Source organism: Streptomyces arenae, assembly GCF_022343545.1.
In the GTDB taxonomy this organism is placed as follows: domain Bacteria; phylum Actinomycetota; class Actinomycetes; order Streptomycetales; family Streptomycetaceae; genus Streptomyces; species Streptomyces humi.
Genome location: NZ_JAKQYH010000074.1, coordinates 78,960 through 103,005 on the forward strand (window position 1 = coordinate 78,960; position 24,046 = coordinate 103,005).

Annotated in this window: 11 protein-coding genes; 7 read left to right on the forward strand and 4 right to left on the reverse strand. The window is 74.1% G+C overall.

Annotated features, from left to right (window positions below):
• Nucleotides 1–5: 5 nt before the first annotated feature.
• Nucleotides 6–767 (reverse strand): TVP38/TMEM64 family protein, encoded by a 762-nt coding sequence (locus MB828_RS37100; RefSeq protein ID WP_301652008.1) that lies wholly within the window; start codon nt 765–767, stop codon nt 6–8.
• A 342-nt stretch (nt 768–1,109) separates the two neighbouring features.
• Here MB828_RS37100 and tuf point away from each other — a divergent pair, with 342 nt between their 5' ends.
• On the forward strand, nt 1,110–2,285 hold the full coding sequence (gene tuf / locus MB828_RS37105) for an elongation factor Tu (protein WP_046727181.1): 1,176 nt from the start codon (nt 1,110–1,112) through the stop codon (nt 2,283–2,285).
• Between the two features lie 268 nt (nt 2,286–2,553).
• Nucleotides 2,554–3,399 carry a spermidine synthase gene (locus MB828_RS37110; RefSeq protein ID WP_301652009.1) on the forward strand — a complete coding sequence of 282 codons (846 nt, stop codon included), beginning with the start codon at nt 2,554–2,556 and terminating at the stop codon, nt 3,397–3,399.
• Here the strand turns inward: MB828_RS37110 and MB828_RS37115 are convergent.
• A complete protein-coding gene (locus MB828_RS37115; protein WP_133024730.1) occupies nt 3,361–4,671 on the reverse strand; it encodes an MFS transporter in 1,311 nt (436 codons plus the stop codon). The genes MB828_RS37110 and MB828_RS37115 overlap by 39 nt on opposite strands.
• 68 nt (nt 4,672–4,739) lie before the next feature.
• The gene (locus tag MB828_RS37120; RefSeq protein ID WP_301652010.1) at nt 4,740–5,753 is read right to left on the reverse strand and encodes a hypothetical protein; all 1,014 of its coding nucleotides are present in this window, start codon (nt 5,751–5,753) and stop codon (nt 4,740–4,742) included.
• 184 nt (nt 5,754–5,937) lie between these two features.
• Between MB828_RS37120 and MB828_RS37125 the strand changes: the two genes are divergently transcribed.
• A complete protein-coding gene (locus MB828_RS37125; RefSeq protein WP_133025183.1) occupies nt 5,938–6,375 on the forward strand; it encodes a DUF4442 domain-containing protein in 438 nt (145 codons plus the stop codon).
• A gap of 263 nt (nt 6,376–6,638) precedes the next feature.
• Here the strand turns inward: MB828_RS37125 and galU are convergent, their stop codons facing one another.
• On the reverse strand, nt 6,639–7,601 hold the full coding sequence (galU, locus tag MB828_RS37130) for a UTP--glucose-1-phosphate uridylyltransferase GalU (protein ID WP_301652011.1): 963 nt from the start codon (nt 7,599–7,601) through the stop codon (nt 6,639–6,641).
• 415 nt (nt 7,602–8,016) lie between these two features.
• Here galU and MB828_RS37135 point away from each other — a divergent pair, with 415 nt between their 5' ends.
• The 4 genes from MB828_RS37135 to MB828_RS37150 form a co-directional block, all read left to right on the forward strand.
• Entirely contained in the window at nt 8,017–9,882 is a 1,866-nt protein-coding gene (locus tag MB828_RS37135; protein ID WP_301652012.1) for a ricin-type beta-trefoil lectin domain protein, read from the forward strand.
• A gap of 985 nt (nt 9,883–10,867) precedes the next feature.
• Complete coding sequence (locus MB828_RS37140) at nt 10,868–13,348, forward strand: beta-glucosidase family protein (protein WP_301652013.1); 2,481 nt, start codon at nt 10,868–10,870, stop codon at nt 13,346–13,348.
• A gap of 528 nt (nt 13,349–13,876) precedes the next feature.
• On the forward strand, nt 13,877–20,872 hold the full coding sequence (locus MB828_RS37145; RefSeq protein ID WP_301652014.1) for a type I polyketide synthase: 6,996 nt from the start codon (nt 13,877–13,879) through the stop codon (nt 20,870–20,872).
• Between the two features lie 91 nt (nt 20,873–20,963).
• Nucleotides 20,964–24,046, forward strand: a 3,083-nt coding sequence (locus MB828_RS37150; protein WP_301652017.1) for a beta-ketoacyl synthase N-terminal-like domain-containing protein, incomplete at its 3' end; no start/stop codon positions are given.

The window sequence follows — 24,046 nt, forward strand, 5'->3', positions numbered from 1 at the left end:
GAGGCTTATTTCGTGCGCAGGTGGTGGCGTTTCTTCCAGGCCACTGCTGCTCCTGCCAGGGCCGGGAGGACGATGGCCGCCACCGAGATCAGGAACACCGGGGACGTGGGGGTGGAGGCCCGGGCGCCCGCCACCACGTACGCGGCCACGTTCGGGATCGAGCCCAGGGCCGTCGCCAGCAGGAACGGGGCGCAGCGCATACGGGACACGGCCGCCGCGTAGTTCGCGGCCCAGAACGGGACGCCGGGGAACAGGCGCACCGCCAGCATCGAGCGGAAGCCGTGCCTGCTGAACTGGTTGTCGGCCGCCTTCATCCAACGCCCGCGCAGCAGTGGCCGCAACGCCTCCTGGCCGAGGATCCGGCCGAGCACGAAGGAGATCCACGCCCCGAGCACCGTGCCGGCCATCGCCGCGCCCATGCCCAGTGTCGAGCCGAACAGCGCGCCGGCCGCGAGGTTCAGGATCGGCCGCGGTACGAACGCCACCGTGATCAGCCCGTACGCGGCGGCGAAGACCACCACCGCGGTGGCGCCCGCGACCTGCGGCGGCCAGCCCTGCGTCAGCAGTCTCTGGGGTTCGAAGAGCAGCACCGAGGACGCGGCCGCCGCGAGCAGGGCGCCCAGCAGGGACAGCCGTGACCACGGCGACAGCAGCACTCTCGTGCAGCGCGTGGTGAAGCCTGCCGGGGCGGGTGCGGCGACGGTGAACTCCGTGGCGGCGGCCCGGGGAGAGGCCGTGGCGGTGCCAGAGCGGTTGGCATCGAGCATTCGGCGACACTAACCGAAGCCGATGTGTGATCGCCGTATGGTCGCCGCCCTTCGGGCGGAACCACGGCGCGGAAAACCGTTCGACGTGGGGCGACGCATCGGCAATGATCTGCGTCATGTTCCGGTACGCCTTCCTCCTCGCAGCATCCGCGGTCGCGGATGTGCCGAAGGCTGCCGTTCCCTTCCCGCTCTCGCCGGCCGCTGCCGACGGCGCCCGAAGCTGACCCTCCCCGGAACGTCCGGCGGACCCCGCAGGGGGAGGGTCGGCCGGCTCCCCGGGGTCCTCACGTCTCGCGTCCGACGAGGCGTCTCTCCGTACCGAAGAGGCTTTGAGGCACAGCCATGCCCAAGACGGCGTACGTCCGCACCAAACCGCATCTGAACATCGGCACGATGGGTCACGTCGACCACGGCAAGACCACCCTGACCGCCGCCATCACCAAGGTCCTCGCCGAGCGCGGCACCGGCACGTTCGTGCCGTTCGACCGCATCGACCGGGCCCCCGAGGAGGCCGCCCGCGGCATCACCATCAACATCGCGCACGTCGAGTACGAGACGGACACCCGGCACTACGCCCACGTGGACATGCCGGGTCATGCCGACTACGTCAAGAACATGGTCACCGGCGCCGCGCAGCTCGACGGGGCGATCCTCGTCGTCTCCGCGCTCGACGGGGTCATGCCGCAGACCGCCGAACACGTGCTGCTCGCCCGGCAGGTGGGCGTCGACCACGTGGTGGTGGCGCTGAACAAGGCGGACTCGGCCGACGAGGAACTGGTCGAGCTCGTCGAGCTGGAGGTCCGCGAACTGCTCAGCGCGCACGGCTACGGCGGCGACTCGGTGCCCGTCGTCCGGGTCTCGGGGCTCAAGGCGCTGGAGGGGGACCCGCGTTGGACGGCGTCGATCGAGGCGCTGCTCGACGCGGTGGACACGTATGTGCCGATGCCGGAGCGGTATCTGGACGCGCCGTTCCTGCTGCCGGTGGAGAACGTGCTGACCATCACCGGCCGGGGCACGGTCGTGACCGGTGCCGTCGAGCGGGGGACCGTGCGGGTCGGCGACCGGGTCGAGGTGCTCGGCGCGGACGTCGAGACGGTCGTCACCGGTCTGGAGACCTTCGGGAAGCCGATGGACGAGGCGCAGGCCGGGGACAACGTGGCGCTGCTGCTGCGCGGGGTGCCGCGGGACGCGGTCCGGCGCGGGCACGTGGTCGCGGCGCCGGGGAGCGTGGTGCCGGCGCGGCGGTTCTCGGCGCGGGTGTACGTGCTGTCGGGGCGCGAGGGGGGTCGTACGACTCCGGTCGCGACGGGGTACCGGCCGCAGTTCTACATCCGGACCGCGGACGTGGTGGGGGACGTCGACCTCGGTGAGGTGGCGGTCGCCCGGCCCGGGGACACGGTGGAGATGACCGTGGAGCTGGGCCGGGACGTGCCGCTGGAGGCGGGGCTGGGGTTCGCGATCCGGGAAGGGGGCCGGACCGTGGGCGCGGGAACCGTGACCGCCGTCCAGGGTTCGTAGCGGGTTGCGGTGCGTGGGGGACTGCGGGGCCGTCGTGGCTTGTCGCGCAGTTCCCCGCGCCCCTTTCGGGGCGCTGTAGCGGCCGCGTGCCGGCATGGTCCCGCGCCCCTTTCGGGGTGTTGTAGTGGCCGCGTGCCGGCATGGTTCCGCGTTGCTTTCGGGGTGTTGTAGTGGCCGCGTGCCGGCATGGTCCCGCGTTCCTTTTGGGGGGTTCGTGTGGGCCTCGTATCGGTGCGCCGCGGGTTGTTCGTGGGGCGACAATGGGGGCGTGAACGAATCCATACCCGTCGTCCGTGCCACCGAGTACGGCACGGCCAGGCTGATGCCCGACGTCGATCGGGAGCGGGCCTGGTTGCTGACCGTCGACGGGGCGCCGCAGTCGTACGTCGACCTCGACGAACCGACGTACCTGGAGTTCGAGTACACGCGGCGGCTCGGGTATGTGCTGGACGCCGTGGCCGAGGCCGGTGCCGCTCTCGACGTGCTGCATCTCGGCGGTGGCGCGCTCACCCTGCCGCGGTACGTGGCGGCCACCCGGGCCGGGTCCCGGCAGGACGTCGTGGACGCCGACCGGGGGCTGCTGGACCTGGTCACCGAGCATCTGCCGCTGGCGGACGGCGCCGGGATCGCGCTGCACGCGGCCGACGCCCGGAGCTGGCTGGAGGGGGCACCCGGGGACTCCGCCGACGTGATCATCGGCGATGTCTTCGGCGGCTCTCGGATCCCCGCGCACCTGACCTCGCTGGGCTACGCCAGGGAGGCCGAACGGGTGCTGCGCGGCGACGGGATGTACCTGGCGAACCTCGCGGACTCCGCCCCCTTCGCCTTCCTGCGCTCGCAACTCGCCACGTTCGGGGCCGTGTTCGATCAGCTGGCGGTCATCGCCGAGCCGGCGGTGCTGCGCGGCCGGCGGTTCGGGAACGCGGTGCTCATCGCCTCGCACCGGCCGATCGACGCCGGTGCGCTGGCCCGTCGAACGGCCGCCGACGCCTTTCCGGCGCGGGTCGAACACGGCTCCGCGCTGCGGGAGTTCGTCGGCGGCGCCCGGCCGGTCGGGGACGCGGACGCGGTGCCGTCACCCGAGCCCCCCGGCGGAGCGTTCGGCATCGGGTGACGCGGACGCCGGCCGTTCGATCACCGGGACCGTGCGCCGGGTGAGGTTGCGCACGTCCGGCACGAGGAGCACCGCGGCCGTGACGACCACGATCACACAGGCGCAGCCCCACAGCGCGGGGCCGAGACCGAAGGCCTGCTCCGCGGGGCCCGCGAGCGCCATCGCCAGCGGCAGCAGGGAGACCGAGCCGAACCAGTCGTACGCCGAGACGCGGGAGAGCTTCTCCTCGGGTATCTCCTGGTGCAGCGCGGTCATCCAGGAGACGCCGAAGACCTCCACCGTGACCCCGGTCACGAACATCACCGCGTAGAGGACGCCCACCGGCACCGGTACCGCCAGCGCCGCGGAGGGCAGGGCCAGCGGGAAGACGCACAGGGTGCCGACGAACAGCAGCCGGCGGGGTTTCCAGCGGGTCATCAGGAGGGCACCGGCCGCCGTGCCCGCGCCGAACGCGGCCAGGGCGAGGCCCCAGGGGCCAGGACCGCCGAGGCTGTTCCGGGCGACGAGCGGCCCGTAGACCGCGTCGGCGGCGCCCAGCACGGCGTTCGCGATCGAGAACTGGACGACGATGCCCCACAGCCAGGGGCGGCCCGTGAACTCCCGCCAGCCGTCCCGCAGGTCCGCCAGCATCCCGCCACCCGGAGCGCGCGGCGGAACATGGCTGACGTCGAGGAACGAACGCAGCGTCCCGGCGACCGCGAACGCCGCCGCGTCCACCGCCAGCACCCAGCCCGGACCCACCGCCGCCACCAGCGCACCGCCGAGCGCCGCACCGCCCAGGGCCGCGCCCTGCATGGCCATCCGGAACACGGCGAACGCCCGGCCCGCCTGCTCCCCGCTCACCGAGGACAGCAGCATGCCCTCCGCCGCCGGGCTGAAGAACGCCTGGCCGGTGCCGCCCAGCGCGGTGAGCAGCATCATCTGCCACAACCGGGGCTGGCCGGCGAGCACGAGAGCGGCGAAGGCGCCCTGGGAGAGGAAGTTCAGGGTGTTGGCCGCGACCATCACCCGATGGCGGGGGAAACGGTCCGCCACCGCGCCGCCGACGAGCAGGAACAGCACCAGCGGGAGGGTACGGGCGGCGGCCACCAGGCCGACGTCCCCGGCGTCACCGCCCGCGTCCAGCACCGCGAACGCGGCGGCGATCAGCGAGCCGTTGGCACCCAGGCTCGTCACGATCGCCGCCGCGGTCAGCAGACTGTAGTTGCGGCCCGCCCAGGCGGGTCTGCGCAGGCGGGCGGGGCTGCCGGGGGAGTCGGAGGTGGAGGTCACCGCCTGACTATCCCCGGCCGGGACCGGGCTTGCCAAACCGTGTGCCGGCCGTCAAGCCCCTGATCCGGTCAGCTCCCGGTCGGGGTGCCGTGCAGCCGGACCGTGCTGAGTATCTTCATGATCGTCGCGGTCGGGACCTCGCCGTTCACGCCCTTGGCGCCGTAGAAGTCCCAGGACACCAGGTCCCCGGCCGAGTTCTCGAAGCCGAACGTGATCGCCTTGCCGTCGCTCGCGCACTTGCCCTTGTCCGGGGTGTTGGTCGAACGGGCCCACGCGTAGGCGCCCTTGAGGCCCGAGGCGGTGGTGTAGGCGGTGGCCTTCTTGTCGTAGCCGATGCTCTTCTTGTCCGGATACGTGTAGCCGCCGTACACCCACCAGGGCACCTCACGGACGGCCGCGTCGCCCGGGGTCTTCGCGCCGCTCTCGCCCTTGGTGCCGACCGCCGCGAGGGCGGTGTCCTCGGTTCTGCCGTCCTTGTCGTCGTCGCTCGTGCACCACTGGGACTTGTACTGGGCGGGCGCCGACATCGTGATGATCGGCTTGCCCGCCTTGTCCTCGAAGCCGACGGACGTGCCCGAGGTGAGCACCTCCCAGTCGGCCGGTACGTCGAAGGCCGTGCCCCACTTCGGGTTCACGACGGTCTTCCAGCCCGCGATCGTCGGCTTCTCGCCGGTGTCGTCACCGCGCGGGTTGTCGTCGGCCGACGCGGAGGACGAGGCGGACGCGGTGCCCGAAGGCGTCGGCGACTGACTGGTCCCCTGGTTCTTCTGCCCGTCCGCCTTGTCGTCCTTCTTGCCGCCGAGCACCAGGAAACCGGTCACGCCGGCCGCCACCACGACGGCGGCGGCCGCCACGATCGCGACCACCTTCGTGCGGTTGCCGCCGCCCCCGCCCTGCGGTGCCTGCGGCGTGCCGGCGGGTCCCGGGGGACCCCACTGCGGCTGCTGCCCGTACCCGCCCGGCTGCGGATACTGCTGGTAGCCGGGCTGCTGGTACGGATTCGGCTGCTGGTAACCCGGTTGCTGGTACGGGTTCTGCTGCGGGTTCTGCTCGCCCCCTGGCGGCTGCTGTTCTGGCCACATGGCTCGTAACCCTAGTCCCGCCCAGGCCACGGTTCGGTCACCGGACCTCGGCGGGGGTGTACCGGAACACCGGCCCGGCGGTGATGTACGGGTTCGCCGGACCGGTGCACGGCTTCTTCGGGGCCCCGGCTCTGGTCAGGCCCGGCTACCCGTGAGTAACATGGCCGTCATGAGCGCAGACCAGATGTCGATCGGCGAGATGCTCGCCGCCACGGTCCCGATGGTGCGGACCCTCAACCTGGAGTACCTGGAGACGACTCCGGAGCGGGCCGTGCTGGCGCTCCCGGACCAGGGCGACTTCCACAACCACATCGGCGGCCCGCACGCCGGGGCGATGTTCACCCTCGCCGAGTCCGCGAGCGGGGCGATCGTCCTCGCCGCCTTCGGCGACCAGCTCTCCCGGGCCGTGCCGCTCGCGGTCAGTGCCGAGATCGCCTACAAGAAGGTCGCCCTCGGTCCGGTCACGGCCACCGCGACCCTGGGCCGCCCGATCGCCGACGTCGTCGCCGAACTCGACGCGGGCAAGCGGCCCGAGTTCCCGGTCGCCGTCGCCATCACGCGCGAGGACGGCGCGGTGACGGGCGAGATGACCGTCATCTGGACCCTGCGCCCGAACAACTGAGGCGACCCGCCGGACGCTGAGCGCCGGGCCCCGAACTTGGGGCTGGGCTGCGGGCCCCGGACTCGGGGCTGCGCGCGCCGGACTCGGGGCTTCGGGCCCCGAGCGCCGGTTTTCGGGCGCCGGACGTGGGGCCTCGGGCGTCGGACGCCGGGCTTTGCGCGCCGCCGCTTGGGACTTCGGGCGCTGGATGCCGGATGCCGGGTTTCGGGCTTCGGGTGGGGTGAGGGTCGCCGGATCCTCGCCCCGTCCCTCGTGCGGGCCGTTCAGGCGGCGCGGCTCTCCTCCTGTCCGGCCCCTTCCTCCTCCGGCAGGGCCGCCACGAACTCCCGGAGCCAGGCTGTGAACTCGGGCCCCAGGTCCGGCCGTTCACAGGCCAGCCGGACCACCGTGCGCAGGTAGTCGCCCTTGTCGCCGGTGTCGTAGCGCAGTCCGTCGAAGATCACCCCGTGCACGGTGCCGCCCGCGGCCAGCTCCTGAAGGGCGTCGGTCAGCTGGATCTCGCCGCCCCGGCCGGGCGCGGTCCGCTCCAGGACGTCGAAGACCCGCGGGTCGAGGACGTAGCGGCCGATGACCGCGTAGTTGCTCGGCGCGTGCTCCGGTGCCGGCTTCTCCACCAGCCCGGTCACCCTGACCACCCCGTCCTCGCCCGTGGCCTCGACGGCGGCGCAGCCGTAGAGGTGGACCTGTGACGGGTCGACCTCCATCAATGCCACGACACTGCCCTGGTAGCGGTCGCGGACGTCCAGCATCCTGCTGAGCAGGGTCTCGCGGGCGTCGATCAGGTCGTCGCCGAGGAGCACCGCGAAGGGCTGGTCGCCCACGTGGTGCCTGGCGCACAGCACCGCGTGGCCGAGGCCCAGCGGGTCACCCTGGCGGATGTGGTGGATGTCGGCGAGCCGGGCCGGGTCGCGCACCGCGTCCAGGCGCACGGTGTCGCCCTTGGCGGCCAGCGCCTGCTCCAGCTCGAAGGCATGGTCGAAGTGGTCCTCGATGGCCCGCTTGTGCCGCCCGGTCACCATCAGGATGTCGTCGAGCCCGGCCTTGGCCGCCTCCTCGACGACGTACTGGATGGCCGGCTTGTCGACGACCGGCAGCATCTCCTTCGGTGTCGCCTTGGTGGCGGGCAGGAACCGGGTGCCGAGTCCGGCGGCCGGGACGACGGCCTTGCGCACCGGCCGGGCGGACGCGGGGACGGGGGAGGGGGACGAGGAGTGGGGGGCGATCATGCGGCACATGGTGGTGCACCGGGATGAGAGCGGGCCGAGAGAAACATGGGAGGCGGCTGTGGAACGCCGGCGCCCCTCGACTTCGGGTACGCGCGCCGAGAGTTGAAGATTTCGTGTCTCATCGGGTCCGTGACGCACACAAGTTGAACCTGTGCGGCCGCTGAATGACCTTAGAGCGCGGATACCGCCGGTAACTTATCTGAATTCCCGCGACTTTGAACTTCGGTCATCCTGACTTCTTGTTTCCTGTGAGGGGCGTGTGCGAAGGTGAGCCTCCGCGCGGGAGGGTCCAGAGGCCGGTACGGGTCGCACCGCCGGTCCTTATGGGCTTCAAAAGGTACGCACCAATCAGGCACTGCATTCCGTCAGGGCGCCATTTCGCATGCCGTCCTGCGGCTCGGAAGGAAAGGGTTCAGTGCAATCCCCCTACCCCCCACGCCCGCCTTACCCGCCCCGCCCCGGTCCGACTCCGGGGGAGTCCGACCGCGATCTCGTCGCCAAGCTCGCCACGGAGCCCGCCGCGAGGCATCATGCCGTCGCCCTGCTGCTGACCCGGCACTGGCGCGCCACCTGCGAGTACGCCATCGTCTGTCTCGCCTCCGCCACGCCCGCCGCGCAACTGGTCGCCAGTGCCGCGTTCGAGCGGGTCCTCGGCCGGCTCGCCGGCGGCGCGGTCGGCGGCGCCCTGCGTCCGCAGCTGCTCGTGGCCGTACGGGAGACGGTCCGCGCGTGGGCCGCCGACGAAGCCATTTCCGTGGTCGTGCCGGAACTGCGCAAAACAACCGGCGGCCGTGGACTCGGTGCCGCGAGACCCGGGACCCCCGAAAGGCGGCAACTCGCGGAGCGTGCTTTCCAGGCACTTCCGGGAGCCTCGCAATGCCTTCTGTGGCACACCGAGGTCGAAGCCGAACCCATAAACATACCCGCTGGTCTGCTGGGTGTCGACACCGGTACCGCGACAGTCGCTCTGGACCAGGCCCGCGAGCAATTCAGGACCGGTCTGGTGCGCGCCCACCGGGAACTCGCGCCCTCGAAGGAATGCCGCTTCTACAACCGCCTCCTCGACGTCCCCATACGCCGGGGCGGCTCGCTGCTCCCCGATGTGCAGCGGCATCTCACGGAGTGCCGGTACTGCCGGTACGCCGCCGAACAGCTCAGCCATTTCGACGGCGGCCTTGAACACCTGCTCGCCGAGACCGTGCTCGGCTGGGGCGCCCGCCGCTACCTCGACACCCGGCCCGGCCGCGGTGCCGCCGTCGAGGCGTGGCCGACCGGTGCGGGTGCCGGTGTCAGCGCCGGTGACGGTGCCGGTGTCGGACCGGGGCAGCCGGCCGCGTCCGGCGGACGGCACCGCACCGTGTCCGAGGGCGGCCGGCGAAAGGCGCTGGCGCTCGGTGTCGGCCTGGTCTCCCTCGTGCTGCTCGCCACCGTGCTGGCGGCCAGGAGCTGGTCCGACGACAACGGTGTCCCGCACCCCGGTGCCACCACCTGGGGTGCCCCCGGCTTCGGCGCCACCCGCTCCGGCCCCGCCGCCGATCCGTCCGCCGGGGCCTCCCCGTCGCCGGCCTCCGTCGGGGAGCCTGTGGAGGTCGCGCACGGCAGACTGCGCAGCCTGGACAGCGGGCTCTGCGTCGACGTGCGCGGCGGACGGGTGCGGGCGGGCGCCGGACTGCGGCTCGGCACGTGTTCCGACGCCGGCTCCCAGCAGTGGTCGTACCAGGACGACGGCATGCTGCGCAGCGCGGTCGACCCCGCCCTCTGCCTGGTCGCCGACCCCGGTGCGCGCGGTGTCGAGGTCGCCGGCTGCCTGGTGCACGCGGGGGAGGTGTCGTACGACCTGACGGTGCGCGGGGAACTCCTGCTGCGCTGGCGCAAGGACCTCGCGCTGGCCGTGAAGGCAGCCCAGGTGGTGGTGGCCCGGCGCGACGGCTCGTTCGCGCAGCGCTGGGACCTCCAGTCGGCGAGCGGCGGCCCGGCGGGGACACCCCGGGCCACGCCCTCCGCGGCGCCCCCGGCGGAGCCGGACGAGCCGTCCGCGGCGCCCGAGGCCCCGGCTCCGGAACAGGAGGCGCCCGGCGGGTCGCAGCAGCCGTACAGCACGCGGGTCGCGCAGGCCGGGGCCCCCGACCGCCCCGTCACCGTCGTCCCGCCCACGTCCGTCGGCACCACGGAGCACACCGACCCGTCGACCCCGCTCACGACGACGACCGACGACGTCCTCCGCTCGGTACCACAAACCGTCACAGCCACCCTGACCGGAGCAACAACCCTCCTCGGCTGACCCACCCACCCACCTGGGCCGATGAGTTGACCTACGAGTCGGCGGGCAGGGTCGGCCCGGCGGGTGAGCCGGCCCGCCTGGCCGGCGGGCAGAGCTTGATCAGTGGGTGGGTTGGTCTGCTTGCTCTGCTGACGCACCGACCCACCTGGGCCGATGAGTTGACCTACGAGTCGGCGGGCAGGGTCGGCCCGGCGGGTGAGCCGGCCTGCCTGGCCGGCGGGCAGAGCTTGATCGGTGGGTGGGTTGGTCTGCTTGCTCTGCCGACGCACCGACCCACCTGGGCCGATGAGTTGACCTACGAGTCGGCGGGCAGGGTCGGCCCGGCGGGTGAGCCGGCCTGCCTGGCCGGCGGGCAGAGCTTGATCGGTGGGTGGGTTGGTCTGCTTGCTCGGCTGACACACCCACCCACCTGCGCCGACGAGCCGACCCGCCTGGTCGATGAGTTGGCCCACCCGGCCGGCGGGCGGGGGTTGCGCAGTGGGGGAGTTGGTCTGCCTGGCCGGCGGGCGGGGCTGGCCCGGCGGGCGAGTTGGTCTGCCTTGTCGGCGGGCGAGGCTTGCGCGGTGGGTGAGGTGGTCTGCCTCGTCGGCCGGCCGGGATTGCCATGTCGGTGAGTCGGCCTGCCCGGTCGGTGAGTTCCGCTGCTGCGCCTGTTCCTTCCGGTCGTCCGTCGTCCGTCCGGTAACGGCTGGCCGCCCGGCGGTGCCCCCGCCGGGGGTGCTCCGCCGGGTGGTCGGCCGGCTTGGCGGTGCCGCCAACTGGTCGTCCGGGTTCGAGTCTTGGCGGCTTCGGGGCGGTTCTTGTTCAGATCGTTGACACGAGTCACCTCCGGATCTACGTTTCCGACGCGCCGGTGGTGCGGTCGACGGGTCGTCAAGGTCGCGCGGCGGGTGCCGCGTTCAGGGGCCGAACACGGTCCGGGCGGCACCCGGGCGCGGCCCGCGGTCCACATCGTCGTGCCCGCACACCGAAGGAGTGACGGCCCATGTCCGAAACCGTCTCCCGACGATCCACCCTGCGCCTCGTGGCGTCCGCCGTCGCGGTCGCCGCCGCGGCCACCGGAGGACTCGCTCCCCTCACGTCCGCCGTCGCGGCCGGCAGACCCGGGGCGGGCGCCGGCCGCCGTGTCGAGGGGCTGCTCGCCCGGCTCACCCTCGACGAGAAGATCTCCCTGCTGCACGGCGGGACCGACCCGGGCTCGCTCGGCCAGGCCGGCTACGTGCCCGGCGTCCCCCGGCTGGGCATCCCGCCGCTCAGGCTCGCCGACGGCCCGGCCGGCGTCCGGGTCACCCGGCACGCCACCGCGCTGCCCGCCCCCGTCCTGCTCGCCTCCGCCTTCGACCCCGAACTCGCCCGCCGCTACGGCCGGGTGATAGGCCGTGAGGGGCGCGCCCTCGGCCAGGACGTGCTGCTCTCCCCGATGGTCAACGTCATCCGCACCCCGTACGCGGGCCGCAACTTCGAGACGTTCAGCGAGGATCCGCTGCTCGCCTCCGACGTGGTCGCCGCCGAGATCGGGGGCATCCAGGACGAGGGCCTGATCGCGACCGTCAAGCACTTCGCCCTCAACAACCAGGAGAAGGACCGCAACTCGATCGACGTGCGGGCCGGCGAGCAGACCATGCACGAGATCGAACTGCGGGGGTTCGAGGCGGCGGTGGCCGCCGGTACCGGCGCCGTCATGGGTGCCTACAACAAGGTCAACGGCACCTTCGCCTGCGAGAACAGGACCCTCCTCACCGATGTCCTGCGCGACCGGTGGGGTTTCGAGGGCTGGGTGATGACCGACTGGTTCGCCGCGCACAGTACCGTCGCGGCGATCACCGCCGGTCTGGACATGGAGATGCCCGACGGCACCTACTTCGGCACCGCCCTCAAGTCGGCCGTGGCGAACGGGAGCGTGGCCGAGGAGTACGTCGACCGGGCGGTACGGCGGATCCTCTCCGTGATGGACCGCTTCGGCCTCCTCGACGGCAGCGCCCCGCCCCGGCCCGACCGTGACGCGGCGGCGGGCGCGGCGGTGGCCCTGGAGGTCGCCAAGGCCGGTGCGACCCTGCTGCGGAACGCGCACGGCACCCTCCCGCTCGACGGCGGCGGTGTCGCGGTGGTCGGGCCGACCGGCAGCCTCCCCTTCGTCAGCGGCGGCGGCAGCGCCCACGTCGTCCCCGACCACGCCGACAGCCCCCTCGACGCCATCCGGGCCCGGGCCCGCGGCACCGTCACCCATGCCCTCGGCGAGGACCTGTTCGGCAAGGCGATCCCGGGCTCCGCGCTCACCCCGGCCTTCGAGAGCGAGGGCCGGCGGGTGGCCGCCGGACAGACCTGGGAGTACGACGGCACCCTCACCGCCGCCGAGGACGACGAGTGGACCTTCGTCCTGCACTTCTCGTCCGCGCCCACCGCCCGCCCCACCGTCCTGCTGGACGGCGTGGAACTCTTCCCGCTCGCGGCCGGGTACGGCGAGTACTTCTCCGGTGGCCTGATCGCCACGGCCCCCGACGGCCTGGGCGTCCGCCGCCGGACGCTGCGACTCGCCAGGGGTGCCCATACCTTGCGGATCTCGGCGAGCGGCGGCGACGCGGGCCTGCTGTTCCGGCTGCGCCGGATCACCGGTGCCACCCGCGCCCAGGACGTCGCCGAGGCCGTGCGCGCGGCCCGTGCCGCCCGCCATGTGGTGCTGTTCGCCTACGAGGACGCCACCGAGGGCCTCGACCGCACCACCCTCGCCCTGCCCGGCCACCAGGAACAGCTGATCCGCGCGGTGGCCGCGGCCAACCCGCGCACCACGGTCGTCCTCAACACCTCGTCGTCCACGTCGATGCCGTGGCTCGCGGACACCGGCGCGGTGCTCCAGATGTACTACCCCGGCCAGGAGGGCGCCGCCGCCACCGCCGCCGTCCTGTTCGGCGACAGCGATCCCGGCGGGCGCCTCACCCAGTCCTTCCCGGTCGACGACGACCACCACCCGGTCGCCGGCGACCCGCGCCGCTACCCCGGCGTCGACGGCACGGAGGAGTACTCGGAGGGCATCCACGTCGGCTATCGCTGGTACGACGCCCAGGGCGTGCGGCCCCTGTTCCCCTTCGGGCACGGGCTGTCGTACACCTCCTTCGCCTATTCCGACCCGAGGGCCCGCTGGACGCGCGACGGCCTGGAGGTGACGTTCACCGTGCGCAACACCGGCCGCCGGACCGGAATCGACGTCCCGCAGGTCTACGTCGGACGCTCGCCCGACCTCCGACTCGACCAGGCCGTACGGGTGTTGGGCGGCTACCGGCGGCTGGTGCTGCGGGCGGGGGAGCGGCGGCGGGTGACCGTGCGGGTCGCTCCGCGCACCCTGTCCTCGTGGGACGCGCGGCGGCACCGCTGGACCCTCGGCACCGGACGGCGCACCGTCTGGGTCGGTGCCTCCTCGGGCGACCTGCGGTTGCGCACCAGCGCCCGCGTGGAGGCCGCCCACCACTGAATCCCCGTCAACAGGCGGCCGGCGAGCGCTTGCTCGCCGGCCGCTTGGTTCAAGGGTTTACGAGAATTTTTCCCACCGCGCGTTTCATTTCAAGTAATACAGTTGGCGACAGGTTTTTGTCAGGCTTGGTGCAGGGTTCGTGCAGGGCCGTTCGGTGCGGGATTCCGGTGTGCCACGATCGAGCCAGCGGGCCGAAGTCATCCCGAATTAACAGAGCTCGGCGCCCTCGCACGGTGTGTTGCGCCAGGGTGAGTGCGGGGTGAATGGCCAGGGTGCTTTGACGGGCTTGTGGCGGTGTGGCGCCGGTGCTTCCAGCGGCGGACGGACGCTGATCCGAATCGGATTGCTCGGATTTTCGGCTCTTGCGGTGAATTTCCCCGGCTGGCCGAATCAATGCCACCCGACGGGATAGGGCCGCCCTGTTATTGACCCGCGAGTAATGAACTCGCTAGTTTCCGGTGGCCTCACCCGGACCTCTCTGCCGCACAAGTCCCCCACCGTGCTGTCCTCCCGATTATTCGGAGCATCATGACGTCCCCTGTGCGTGCCGTCGACCTGATCATCTGTGTCACCCCTTTCGGAGAACCCGACGCCCGGCTCGCCACCGCGGTCTGCGCCGCCGGCGCACTCGGCGTCCTCGACCTCGGACGCGGTGACCGAAGAACCCGGGAGGCGCTGGCCCGGCTGACCCGGGCCGCGCCGGGACCGTACGGCGTGCGGGTGCCCGCGGGCTGCGCGCTCACCCCGGACGACCTGGACCCCGCCCCCGACACGGTGGTCCTGGCCGCCGACGCTCCCTGGCGCGTCGCCGAACTCGCCCCGCACAGCCGGGTGCTGGCCGAGGTCACCGACCTGGCCGCGGCACGCGCGGCGGTCGAGGCCGGCGCCCGTGGACTGATCGCCCGGGGCAGCGAGAGCGGCGGCCGGGTCGGCACGCTGAGCACTTTCGTCCTCCTCCAACAACTGCTCGGGCAACCGGACCTGGACGTGCCGGTATGGGCCTGCGGGGGCATCGGACCGCGTACCGCGGCGGCCGCGGTGGCCGGCGGCGCGGCCGGGGTCGTCCTGGACAGCCAACTCGCCCTGCTGGCGGAATCCCGGCTGCCCGAGGCGACCGCGGCCGCGCTGCGCTCCCTGGACGGCTCCGAAACCGTGCTCGTGGCCGGGCACCGCGTCCTGCACCGGCGCGGCCCGGACGCCGTGCGCCCACCCGCCGACGACCCGGCCGCCGTTGCCGCGCTGCTCGGCGCCGACGACCCGCGCGGCCGGCTGCTGCCCGTTGGCCAGGACGGCTTCCTCGCCGCACGCTTCGCCGAGCGCTGGGGTGATGTGCCGCGCACGATCAGGGAGTTGCGGGCGGCGATCCGCGGGGACGGCACCGCCGCGGCGGCGGCCCTGCGGCCCGGGACCTCCGCGATGAGCCGCGCCCTCGGCACCCGGCTGCCCGTCGCCCAGGGCCCGATGACCCGGGTGAGCGACCGGGCCGACTTCGCCGCGGCCGTCGCCGCCGACGGGGCGCTGCCCTTCCTGGCGCTGGCCCTCGCGGACGGCGCCCGCACCCGGGAACTGCTCACCGAGGCCAGGGCGGCACTCGACGGGAGACCCTGGGGTGTCGGCGTGCTCGGGTTCGCGCCCGAGGAACTCAGGAACGCCCAGCTCGAAGCCGTACGGGAGCTGCGGCCCAGCCACGCGATCGTCGCGGGCGGCCGGCCCGCCCAGGCGCAGGCGCTGGAACGAGCCGGGATCAGCACCTTCCTGCACGTGCCCTCGCCGGGGCTGCTGCGGCAGTTCCTGGAGGCCGGGGTCCGGAAGTTCGTGTTCGAGGGCTCCGAGTGCGGCGGCCACGTCGGCCCACGCGCGAGCTTCCCGCTCTGGGAGGCGCAGCTCGCCGTACTGGAGGACTTCCCGGACGCCGAGGGACTGGAGGTGTTCTTCGCGGGCGGCGTCCACGACGAACGCTCCGCCGCGATGGTCGCCGCCCTCGCCGCGCCGCTGACCGCCAGGGGCGCCGCCGTCGGCCTCCTCATGGGCACCGCCTACCTCTTCACCGAGGAGGCGGTGCACCGGGGCGCGATCCGGCCCCTCTTCCAGCGCCAGGTCATGGCGGCCGCCTCGACCGCCCTCCTGGAGACCGCGCCCGGCCACGCCACCCGCTGTGTGCCCAGCCCCTTCACCCTCAACTACCACAAGAGAGAGGCCGAGTTGCGGGCCGGCGGGGCCCCGGACCGGCAGGTGTGGGAGGAACTGGAGCGGCTGAACGTCGGCCGGCTGCGCATCGCCAGCAAAGGCGTCGACCGCGCCGAGAGCGGCGAGCTGACACCCGTCGACGAGCGACGTCAGCTCAACGACGGGATGTTCATGGCAGGAGCGGTCGCCGTGCTGCGCTCGGAGACGACCACGCTCGCGGCCCTGCACCACGCGGTGACCGACGGCGCGGCCGGCCTCCTGGCCCGACGGCCGGCGCCCGAACGGGAACCCGAACCTCCCGCGCCCGCCCCGCTGGACGTCGCCGTCGTCGGCATGGCCTGCATGTTCCCGCAGGCTCCCGACCTCGCCGCCTTCTGGGCGAACGTGGTCGCCGGACACGACGCGGTCACCGAGGTGCCACCGGAGCGCTGGGACCCGGCCGTCCACCACGCCGACGGCAGCACCACCTCGAAATGGGGCGGCTTCCTGCCGCCCATCCCGTTCGACCCGCTGGGCTACGGCATCCCGCCCGCCTCCCTCGGCCACATAGAACCCGTGCAGTTGCTCGCCCTGGAGGCGGCCCGACGGGCCCTCGAGGACGCCGGGTACGGCGAGCGGGGGCGGGAGTTCGACCGCTCCCGGACCTCCGTCGTGTTCGGCGCCGAGGCGGGCAGCGACCTCTCCAACGCCGCCACCCTGCGCGCCGTCCTGCCCTCGTACTACGGCAAGGTGCCCGAGGGACTGGCGGACCAGCTGCCCGGGCTCACCGAGGACTCCTTCCCGGGCATGCTCGCCAACGTCATCTCGGGGCGGATCGCCAACCGGCTCGACCTCGGCGGCGCCAACTACACCGTCGACGCCGCCTGCGCCTCCTCGCTGGCCGCCGTCGACGTCGCCTGCAAGGAACTCACCGCCGGCACCAGCGACGTCGTGCTGTGCGGCGGCGCGGACCTGCACAACGGCATCAACGACTACGTGCTGTTCTCCTCGGTCCACGCCCTGTCCCCGACCGGCCGCTCGCGCGCCTTCGACGGCTCCGCCGACGGCATCGCCCTCGGCGAGGGCGTGGCATGCGTCGTCCTCAAGCGGCTGGCCGACGCCGAACGCGACGGCGACCGGATCTACGGCGTGATCAAGGGACTCGGCTCGTCCAGCGACGGCCGCTCCCTCGGCCTGACCGCACCCCGCCCCGAGGGCCAGCGGACCGCCCTGCTGCGCGCGTACCGCAACGCCGGGATCTCCCCGGCGCGGGTCGGCCTGGTCGAGGCGCACGGCACCGGGACCGTGGTCGGCGACCGCACCGAACTGACCGTCCTCAGCGAGGTGTTCGCGGAGGCCGGCGCCAAGACGGGTGGCTGTGCGCTGGGATCGGTCAAGTCGGGGATCGGGCACACCAAGTGCGCCGCCGGACTCGCGGGCCTGATCAAGACCACCCTGGCCCTGCACACCGGCGTCAAACCGCCCACCCTGCACCTGGAGCGGCCCAACGCGGCCTGGCAGCAGGACGCCAGCCCGTTCGCCTTCCACACCGAGGCCCGGCCCTGGGCGGCCCCGGCCGCCGAACGGGTCGCCGGCGTCAGCGCCTTCGGCTTCGGCGGCACCAACTTCCACGTGGTGATCGGCGCGTACGACAGCCCCGTACCGCCCGAGCAGGGCCTGGACGCCTGGCCCGCCGAGCTGTTCCTGTTCCGGGGGCGGGACGAGCGGGCCGCCAGGCGAGGCGTCGAGGAGATCCTGAAGGCCGCCGAGACCGGGGGCCGGCGGCTGCGGGACCTGGCGTTGGCGGCCGCCCGCCGCTCGGACACCGCGCACGAGCCGGTACGGGCCGCGGTGGTCGCCACCGACGTGCCGGGGCTCGCCCGACAGTTGCGGAAGGTACTGGCGGGCGAGCCCGACCCGCGCGCCGGGGTCCACCTGGCCGACCGGACCGACGACGACCGGGGGAAGGTCGCCTTCCTCTTCCCGGGCCAGGGCAGCCAGCGCCCCGGGATGCTCGCCGACGTCCTCATCGCCTTCCCCGAACTCCAGCACTACCTCCGGCTGGGCCGCGCCCACGCCGACGCCCTGTACCCGCCCGCCGCCTTCGACGACGAAGCCCGTGAGCGCCACCGGGCGGCCCTCACCGACACCCGGGCCGCCCAGCCCGCCCTCGGCATCACCGGGCTCGTCGCCCACGCCCTGCTCACGGCGGCAGGCGTCCGCCCCGACATGGCCGCAGGGCACAGCTACGGCGAACTCGTCGCCCTCGGCGCGGCCGGTGCCCTCACCCCCGAGACCCTCCTGGAACTCAGCGCCGAACGCGCGGCGGCGATCCTGGCCGCCGCGGGCGACGAACCGGGCACCATGGCCGCCGTCGCCGCCGGAGCACGAGACGTCGAGCGGGCGCTGCGGACCACCGGGGCGCCGGACTCGGTCGTCCTCGCCAACCACAACTCGCCCCAGCAGACGGTGATTTCGGGCCCCACACCCGATGTGACCGAAGCCGTGCGGCTGTTGCGCGAGCACGGCCTCGGGGCCAAGCGCATCCCCGTCGCCTGCGCCTTCCACAGCCCCGTGGTGGCGGCGGCCGGCGAGCGGTTCGCCAAGGCCCTCGCCGAACGGACCGTACGGCCGCCCGAGTTCCCCGTCTGGTCCAACCGCACGGCCGCCCCCTACCCGCCGGACGCCGGCGCCGTACGGGCCGGACTCGCCGCCCAGATCGGCTCACCCGTCGCCTTCGCCACCCAGATCGAGGCGATGTACGAGGCCGGGGCCCGCGTCTTCGTCGAGGCCGGGCCGGGGACCGTGCTGACCCGGCTGGTGGCACAGATCCTCGGCGACCGGCCGCACACCACCGTGGCGTGTGAGCCCCGCGCCGACAGCGGACTGCCCGGCTGGCTCGACGCGTTCGCCCGGCTGGCGGTGGCCGGGGTACCGGTGCGCACCGCCTGGCTGCTGCGCGGCCGCGACGCCGTGGACGCGCTGCGGACCCCGGCGCCCCGGCGGCCCGGCTGGACGGTCGACGGGCAGCTGGTGCGCACCGCCGACGGAGACCTGCTGCCCGGTGCCCTGGCGCCGGCCCGACGAGTCGTGGAGACGACGACTGTGACGACGAACCAGCCGCACGGCACCCCGGCCGACCGGGACGCGCTGATCTCCGAATACCTGCGCACCAGCCGGGAGATGATCGCCGCCCAGCGCGATGTGCTGCTCACCTACTTCGGGGCGGCGCAGGCGCCCGCGGCTCCCGGGCCGGTGCTGCTGCCGCCCGCCGAGGCGGTCGCCCCCGAACCGCGGACGGCGCCCGCCCCCGCTGAACTCGAAGCCGCGCCCGAGGAGCCGGCCGGGGAACCGGCCGAGGTCGAGCGGGTGGTGCTGGAGATCATCAGCGAGCGCACCGGCTACCCCGTCGACATGATCGAGCCCGATCTCGACCTGGAGGCGGACCTGAGCATCGACTCGATCAAACGGGCCGAGATCGCCGGGGAGCTGGCGAAGCGGCTCGGGATCGCGGGCGCGGCCCGGGCCCTGGACGACAGCGAGTTGGAGGAACTGGCCAAGGCCCGCACCGCGGCGGCGGTGACAGGATGGCTGAAGGCCAGGGTCGGCACGACGAGGAACGACCCCGATGTCGGCGGCCCGGACAGTGTCGGTGTCGGCGGGGCGGACACCGCCGGTGTCGGTGCGACGGACAGCGTCGGCCTTGGCGGGACGGACAGCGCCGGTGTCGGCGGGACGGGCAGCGTCGGTGTCGGTACCGGTACGGCGATGGCTGTGGCGGCCCCGGGCGTCGGCGGGGCGACGGCCGTGGCTCTCGGGCCGGACCCCTCGGGCCGGTCGGCGGAACGGGCCGGGGCCTCCGGCGCCGCCGCCGTCCTTGACGGCATCCCGGCCGGCGAGGCGCCGAAGCGGTTCGTGGTGCGGCCGGTCGCGCTCGCGGAACCGGACGACGTGGCCGATCCCGCCGCCGTCCTGGCCGGCCGCCGGTTCGCCGTGCTCGGTGACGGCGGACAGGTGGCCCAACGGCTCGCCGGGTACGGTGCCGAGACCATCTCCCTCGCCTCCGGTCACCTGCTCGACGACGCCGACGGACCCCTGGACGGCGTGCTGTACCTGGCCGCGCTGCCCGGCGGCGACACGCCCGTCCTGCCGGACGCCTTCCCCGTGCTGCGCGCGGCCCTCGCCCGCGGCCCGCGCTGGCTGCTCGCCGCCCGGCCCGCCGACGGCGAGGACGCGGCACGCTCGGCCGGACTGCACGGGCTGTTCCGCACCGTCGCCCGGGAATACCCGGACACCGTCGCCCGGGTCGTGACCCTGGAGGACACCGCGCCCGCCGCGGTCGCCGACGCGCTGCTCGCCGAACTGCTCACCCCCGGCCCGGCCCCCGTCGTCCTGCGCACGGCCGCCGGCCGGTACGGACTCGAACCGGTCGAGACGCCGCTGGGCGCGCTCGGCACCACCGGGGCCGGACCGGCCGGGGAAGGGGCCGCCGAGGCCGCCGCGCTCGGCCTCGACCGGGACTCCGTGGTGCTGCTGGTCGGCGGGGCCCGGGGCATCACCGCGAAGTTCGCGGCCACCCTCGCCACCGCCTGCCGCTGCCGCCTCGAACTGCTCGGCCGGACACCCGCGCCGACCGGCCCCGAGGCCCCGGACACCGCCGCCGCCCGCACCCCCGCCGAACTGCGCGCGGCCCTCGCCGCCCGGGGCGGTGCGAAACCCGCCGAGGTCAACCGGGAGGCCGAACTCCTGCTCGCCCAGCGGGAGATCACCGCCACCCTCGCCGAACTCGCCGCGCTCGGCAGCGGGGCCCGCTACCGCGCCGTCGACTTCCGGGACCGGGACGCCGCCCTCCAGGCCGTCAAGGAGATCCACGCCGACCACGGCCGCCTCGACGGGGTCGTCTTCGCGGCCGGGGTGATCGAGGACCGGCTGATCGCGGAGAAGACCCCGGAGTCCTTCCAGCGGGTGTACGGCACGAAGACCACGGGCGCCGCCACGCTCCTCGCCGCCCTGGCGGAACTCCCCGCCGGGCCCGGCTTCGCGGTCCTGTTCGGCAGCGTCTCCGCCGTCCTCGGCAACCGCGGCCAGGCCGACTACGCCGCCGCCAACGACGCACTGGAGAGCCTCGGCGCCGGCTGGGCGGAACGCACCGGCAACCGGGCGCTGACCGTGCACTGGGGTCCGTGGGCGCCCGTCGGCGGCCACACCGGCATGGTCAGCCCCGAACTGGGCCGGGAGTACGCGCGGCGCGGGGTGCGGCTGATCGACCCCGAGGAGGGCACCGCCGCGCTGCTGCGCGAACTCGCGTGGGGCGAGCCGTCCACGCGGGCCGTCGTCTACACCGTGTCGGGCTGGTGAGATGACCGACGACAGCGGGAAGCCGGACGACGGCCGTCGTGGGCCGGTGGGGACAGGTGCGGGCGGGCGGACACCGGTCGCGATCGTGGGGATGGCGGTGCTGCTGCCGGGCGCCGCCGGCCTCGACGCGTACTGGCGGAACCTGGTGAACGGCACGGACGCCATCACGGAGGTGCCGGCCGGGCGCTGGGACGCGGACTACTACCGCCCCGGCTCGGCGGCCGGCCCGGCCGTGCCCGACGAGGTGTACTGCCGGCGCGGCGGTTTCGTCGACGGCCTGGCCGAGGTGGAGGTCACCCGGTACGGGATCATGCCGAACTCCGTCGCCGGAACCGAACCCGACCAGCTGATCGCCCTGGACGTGGCCGCCGCCGCGATCGCCGACGCGGGCGGCGCGGACCGGCTGCCCGAGCGGCACCGGATCGGTGTGGTGCTGGGCCGGGGCGGCTATCTCACGCCCGGCCTGGTCCGGCTCGACCAACGGGTCCGGACGGCCGGCCAACTCGTGCGGACACTCGGCGAGTTGGTGCCGGACCTCACTGCCGGTCAACTGGCCCGGGTCCGGGCGGCGTTCACCGAGCGGCTGGGCCCCGCGAGCCCCGAGTCCGCGATCGGCCTGGTGCCCAACCTCGCCGCCTCCCGGATCGCCAACCGCCTCGACCTGCGCGGCCCCGCCTACACCGTGGACGCGGCCTGTGCCTCCTCGCTGGTCGCCGTCGACCAGGCGGTCACCGAACTGACCGCCGGGCGCTGCGACATGATGCTCGCCGGGGGAGTGCACCACTGCCACGACATCACCCTGTGGAGCGTGTTCTCGCAGCTGCGCGCGCTCTCCCCGAGCCAGCGCATCCGCCCCTTCCACCGGGAGGCCGACGGCATCCTGATCGGTGAGGGCACCGGCGTCGTCGTCCTCAAGCGCCTCGCCGACGCCGAACGGGACGGCGACCGGGTCTACGCCGTGATCCGCGGCACCGGCGTGGCCAGTGACGGCCGTACCGCGGGTCTCGTCAACCCCGACCCCGCCGGCCAGGCCCACGCGGTACGCCAGGCCTGGCGCACCGCCGGACTCGACCCGGCCGCGCCGCACTCCATCGGGCTCCTGGAGGCGCACGGCACCGCGACCCCGGCCGGCGACACCGCCGAACTCGCCACGCTCGCCGAGGTGTTCGGGCCCGCCGACGAACCCGCGGTGCTCGGCTCCGTGAAGTCGATGATCGGCCACACCATGCCGGCCGCCGGAGTGGCGGGGCTGGTGAAGGCGGCCCTCGCCCTGCACCACGCCACCCTGCTGCCGACCCTGCACTGCGACGACCCGCACCCGGCCCTCGCGGCCACCCGGTTCCGCACCCTGGACCGGGCCCGCCCCTGGGAGACCACCGCGGAGCAGCCGGTGCGCCGGGCCGGGGTGAACGCCTTCGGGTTCGGCGGCATCAACGCCCACGTGGTGCTCGAAGAGGCACCGGGCGGACGTCCCACCCCGGCCGCCGACCCGCTCGGAGCCCCCGGCGGACGTCCCGTCCAGGCCGCCGACCCGCTCGGAGCCCCCGGCGGGGTTGCCGCCGCCCGGGTCACCGAGCCCGAGCGCATCCTCCTCCTGGCCGCCGGTACTCCCGAGCGGCTGGCCGCCGTTCTCGCCGCCGACGACTCCGCCGTGCTGGCCGCCGGTCTCGCCCCCGACCGCACGCACGCGCATGCCGGACCGGCGCGGCTGGGCGTCGTCGACCCGACCGCCAAGCGGCTCGCCCTGGCCCGCCGCGCGGTCGCCCGGGGCCGCGCCTGGCAGGGCCGCAACGACGTGTGGTTCCGGCCCGCCCCTCTGCTCGGCGACGCCGCCCACGGCAAGCTGGCCTTCGTCTTCCCCGGCCTGGAAGGCGAGTTCACTCCTCGCGTCGACGACATCGCGACGCATTTCGGCCTCCCCACCGTCACCGCACCCGCCACCGGGGACCTGCGGGTCGGCGACGTAGGCCGTCATGGGTTCGGTGTCGTCGGCGTGGGGCGGCTCCTCGACTCGGCGTTGCGCCGGATGGGCGTGGTGCCGGACGCGGTCGCCGGGCACAGCGTCGGCGAGTGGACCGCGATGGTGGTCGCCGGGCTCTACTCGGGGGCCCAGGTGGACGCGTTCATGGCGGACTTCGACCCGGACGCGGTCACCGTCCCCGGTCTCGCGTTCGCCGCGGTCGGCGCCCCCGCCGACCGTGTCGTCACAGCTCTCCGCGAGGACTGGGCGGACGCCGGGATCGTCCTCTCCCACGACAACGCGCCGGGCCAGTCCATGGTCTGCGGACCGGACCCGGCGGTGGCGGAGTTCGTCCGAGCCTTCCGCGCCGACGGTGTGCTGTGCCAGGTGCTGCCGTTCCGGTCCGGCTTCCACACGCCGATGCTGGAGCCCTACCTGACCCCGATCAGGGAGGCCGCCGAGGGCTTCCGGCTGCACCGGCCGGCCGTGCCGGTCTGGTCCGGCACCACCGCGGCCCCCTTCCCGGACGCCGAGTCGGAGGTACGGGAGCTGTTCGTCCGGCACCTGCTGGAACCCGTCCGCTTCCGGCAGCTCGTCGAGGGCCTGTACGCCGCCGGGCACCGCGCCTTCGTCCAGACCGGGCCCGGCCAACTGGCCTCCCTGATCGGTGACGTCCTCGGCGACCGCGACCACCTCGCGGTCGCCGCCAACTCCCCGCACCGCTCGGGGATGGCCCAACTACGCCGAGTAGCCACCGCGTTGTGGGCGGCCGGAGCACCGGTGGCGGCCGCGGCCCCCGCCCAGGAGCACACGGCCGCGACCCCCGCCCAGGAGCACACGGCCGCGACGACGGCGACGGCGTCCGTACGGCACCGCCCCCCGGTACGGCTGGACCTGGACGGCGCGCTGGTGTCCCTGGCCGGCCCGGCCCTCACCGCACTCCGCACCGAGCTGCGCGGCGCCACGCCCGTCGGGGCCGCCGTGCCCCCGCCCGCCGGCACCGGCCCTGCCGCCGCGTCCCCGTCCGCCGGCACCGGCCCGGCGCCGCTGGACGACCTCGCCGCACGCATCCCGGCCGCCGCCGAACTCAGCGCACTCCTGCGCGACACCGCCGACTCGGCGGTGGCCGTACTCACCGCACTGAGCCCCCCGACCACGCCCCCACGCCCCACACCTGCCCCCACCGGCCCCCGCCACCAGCCACCCTCCACCGG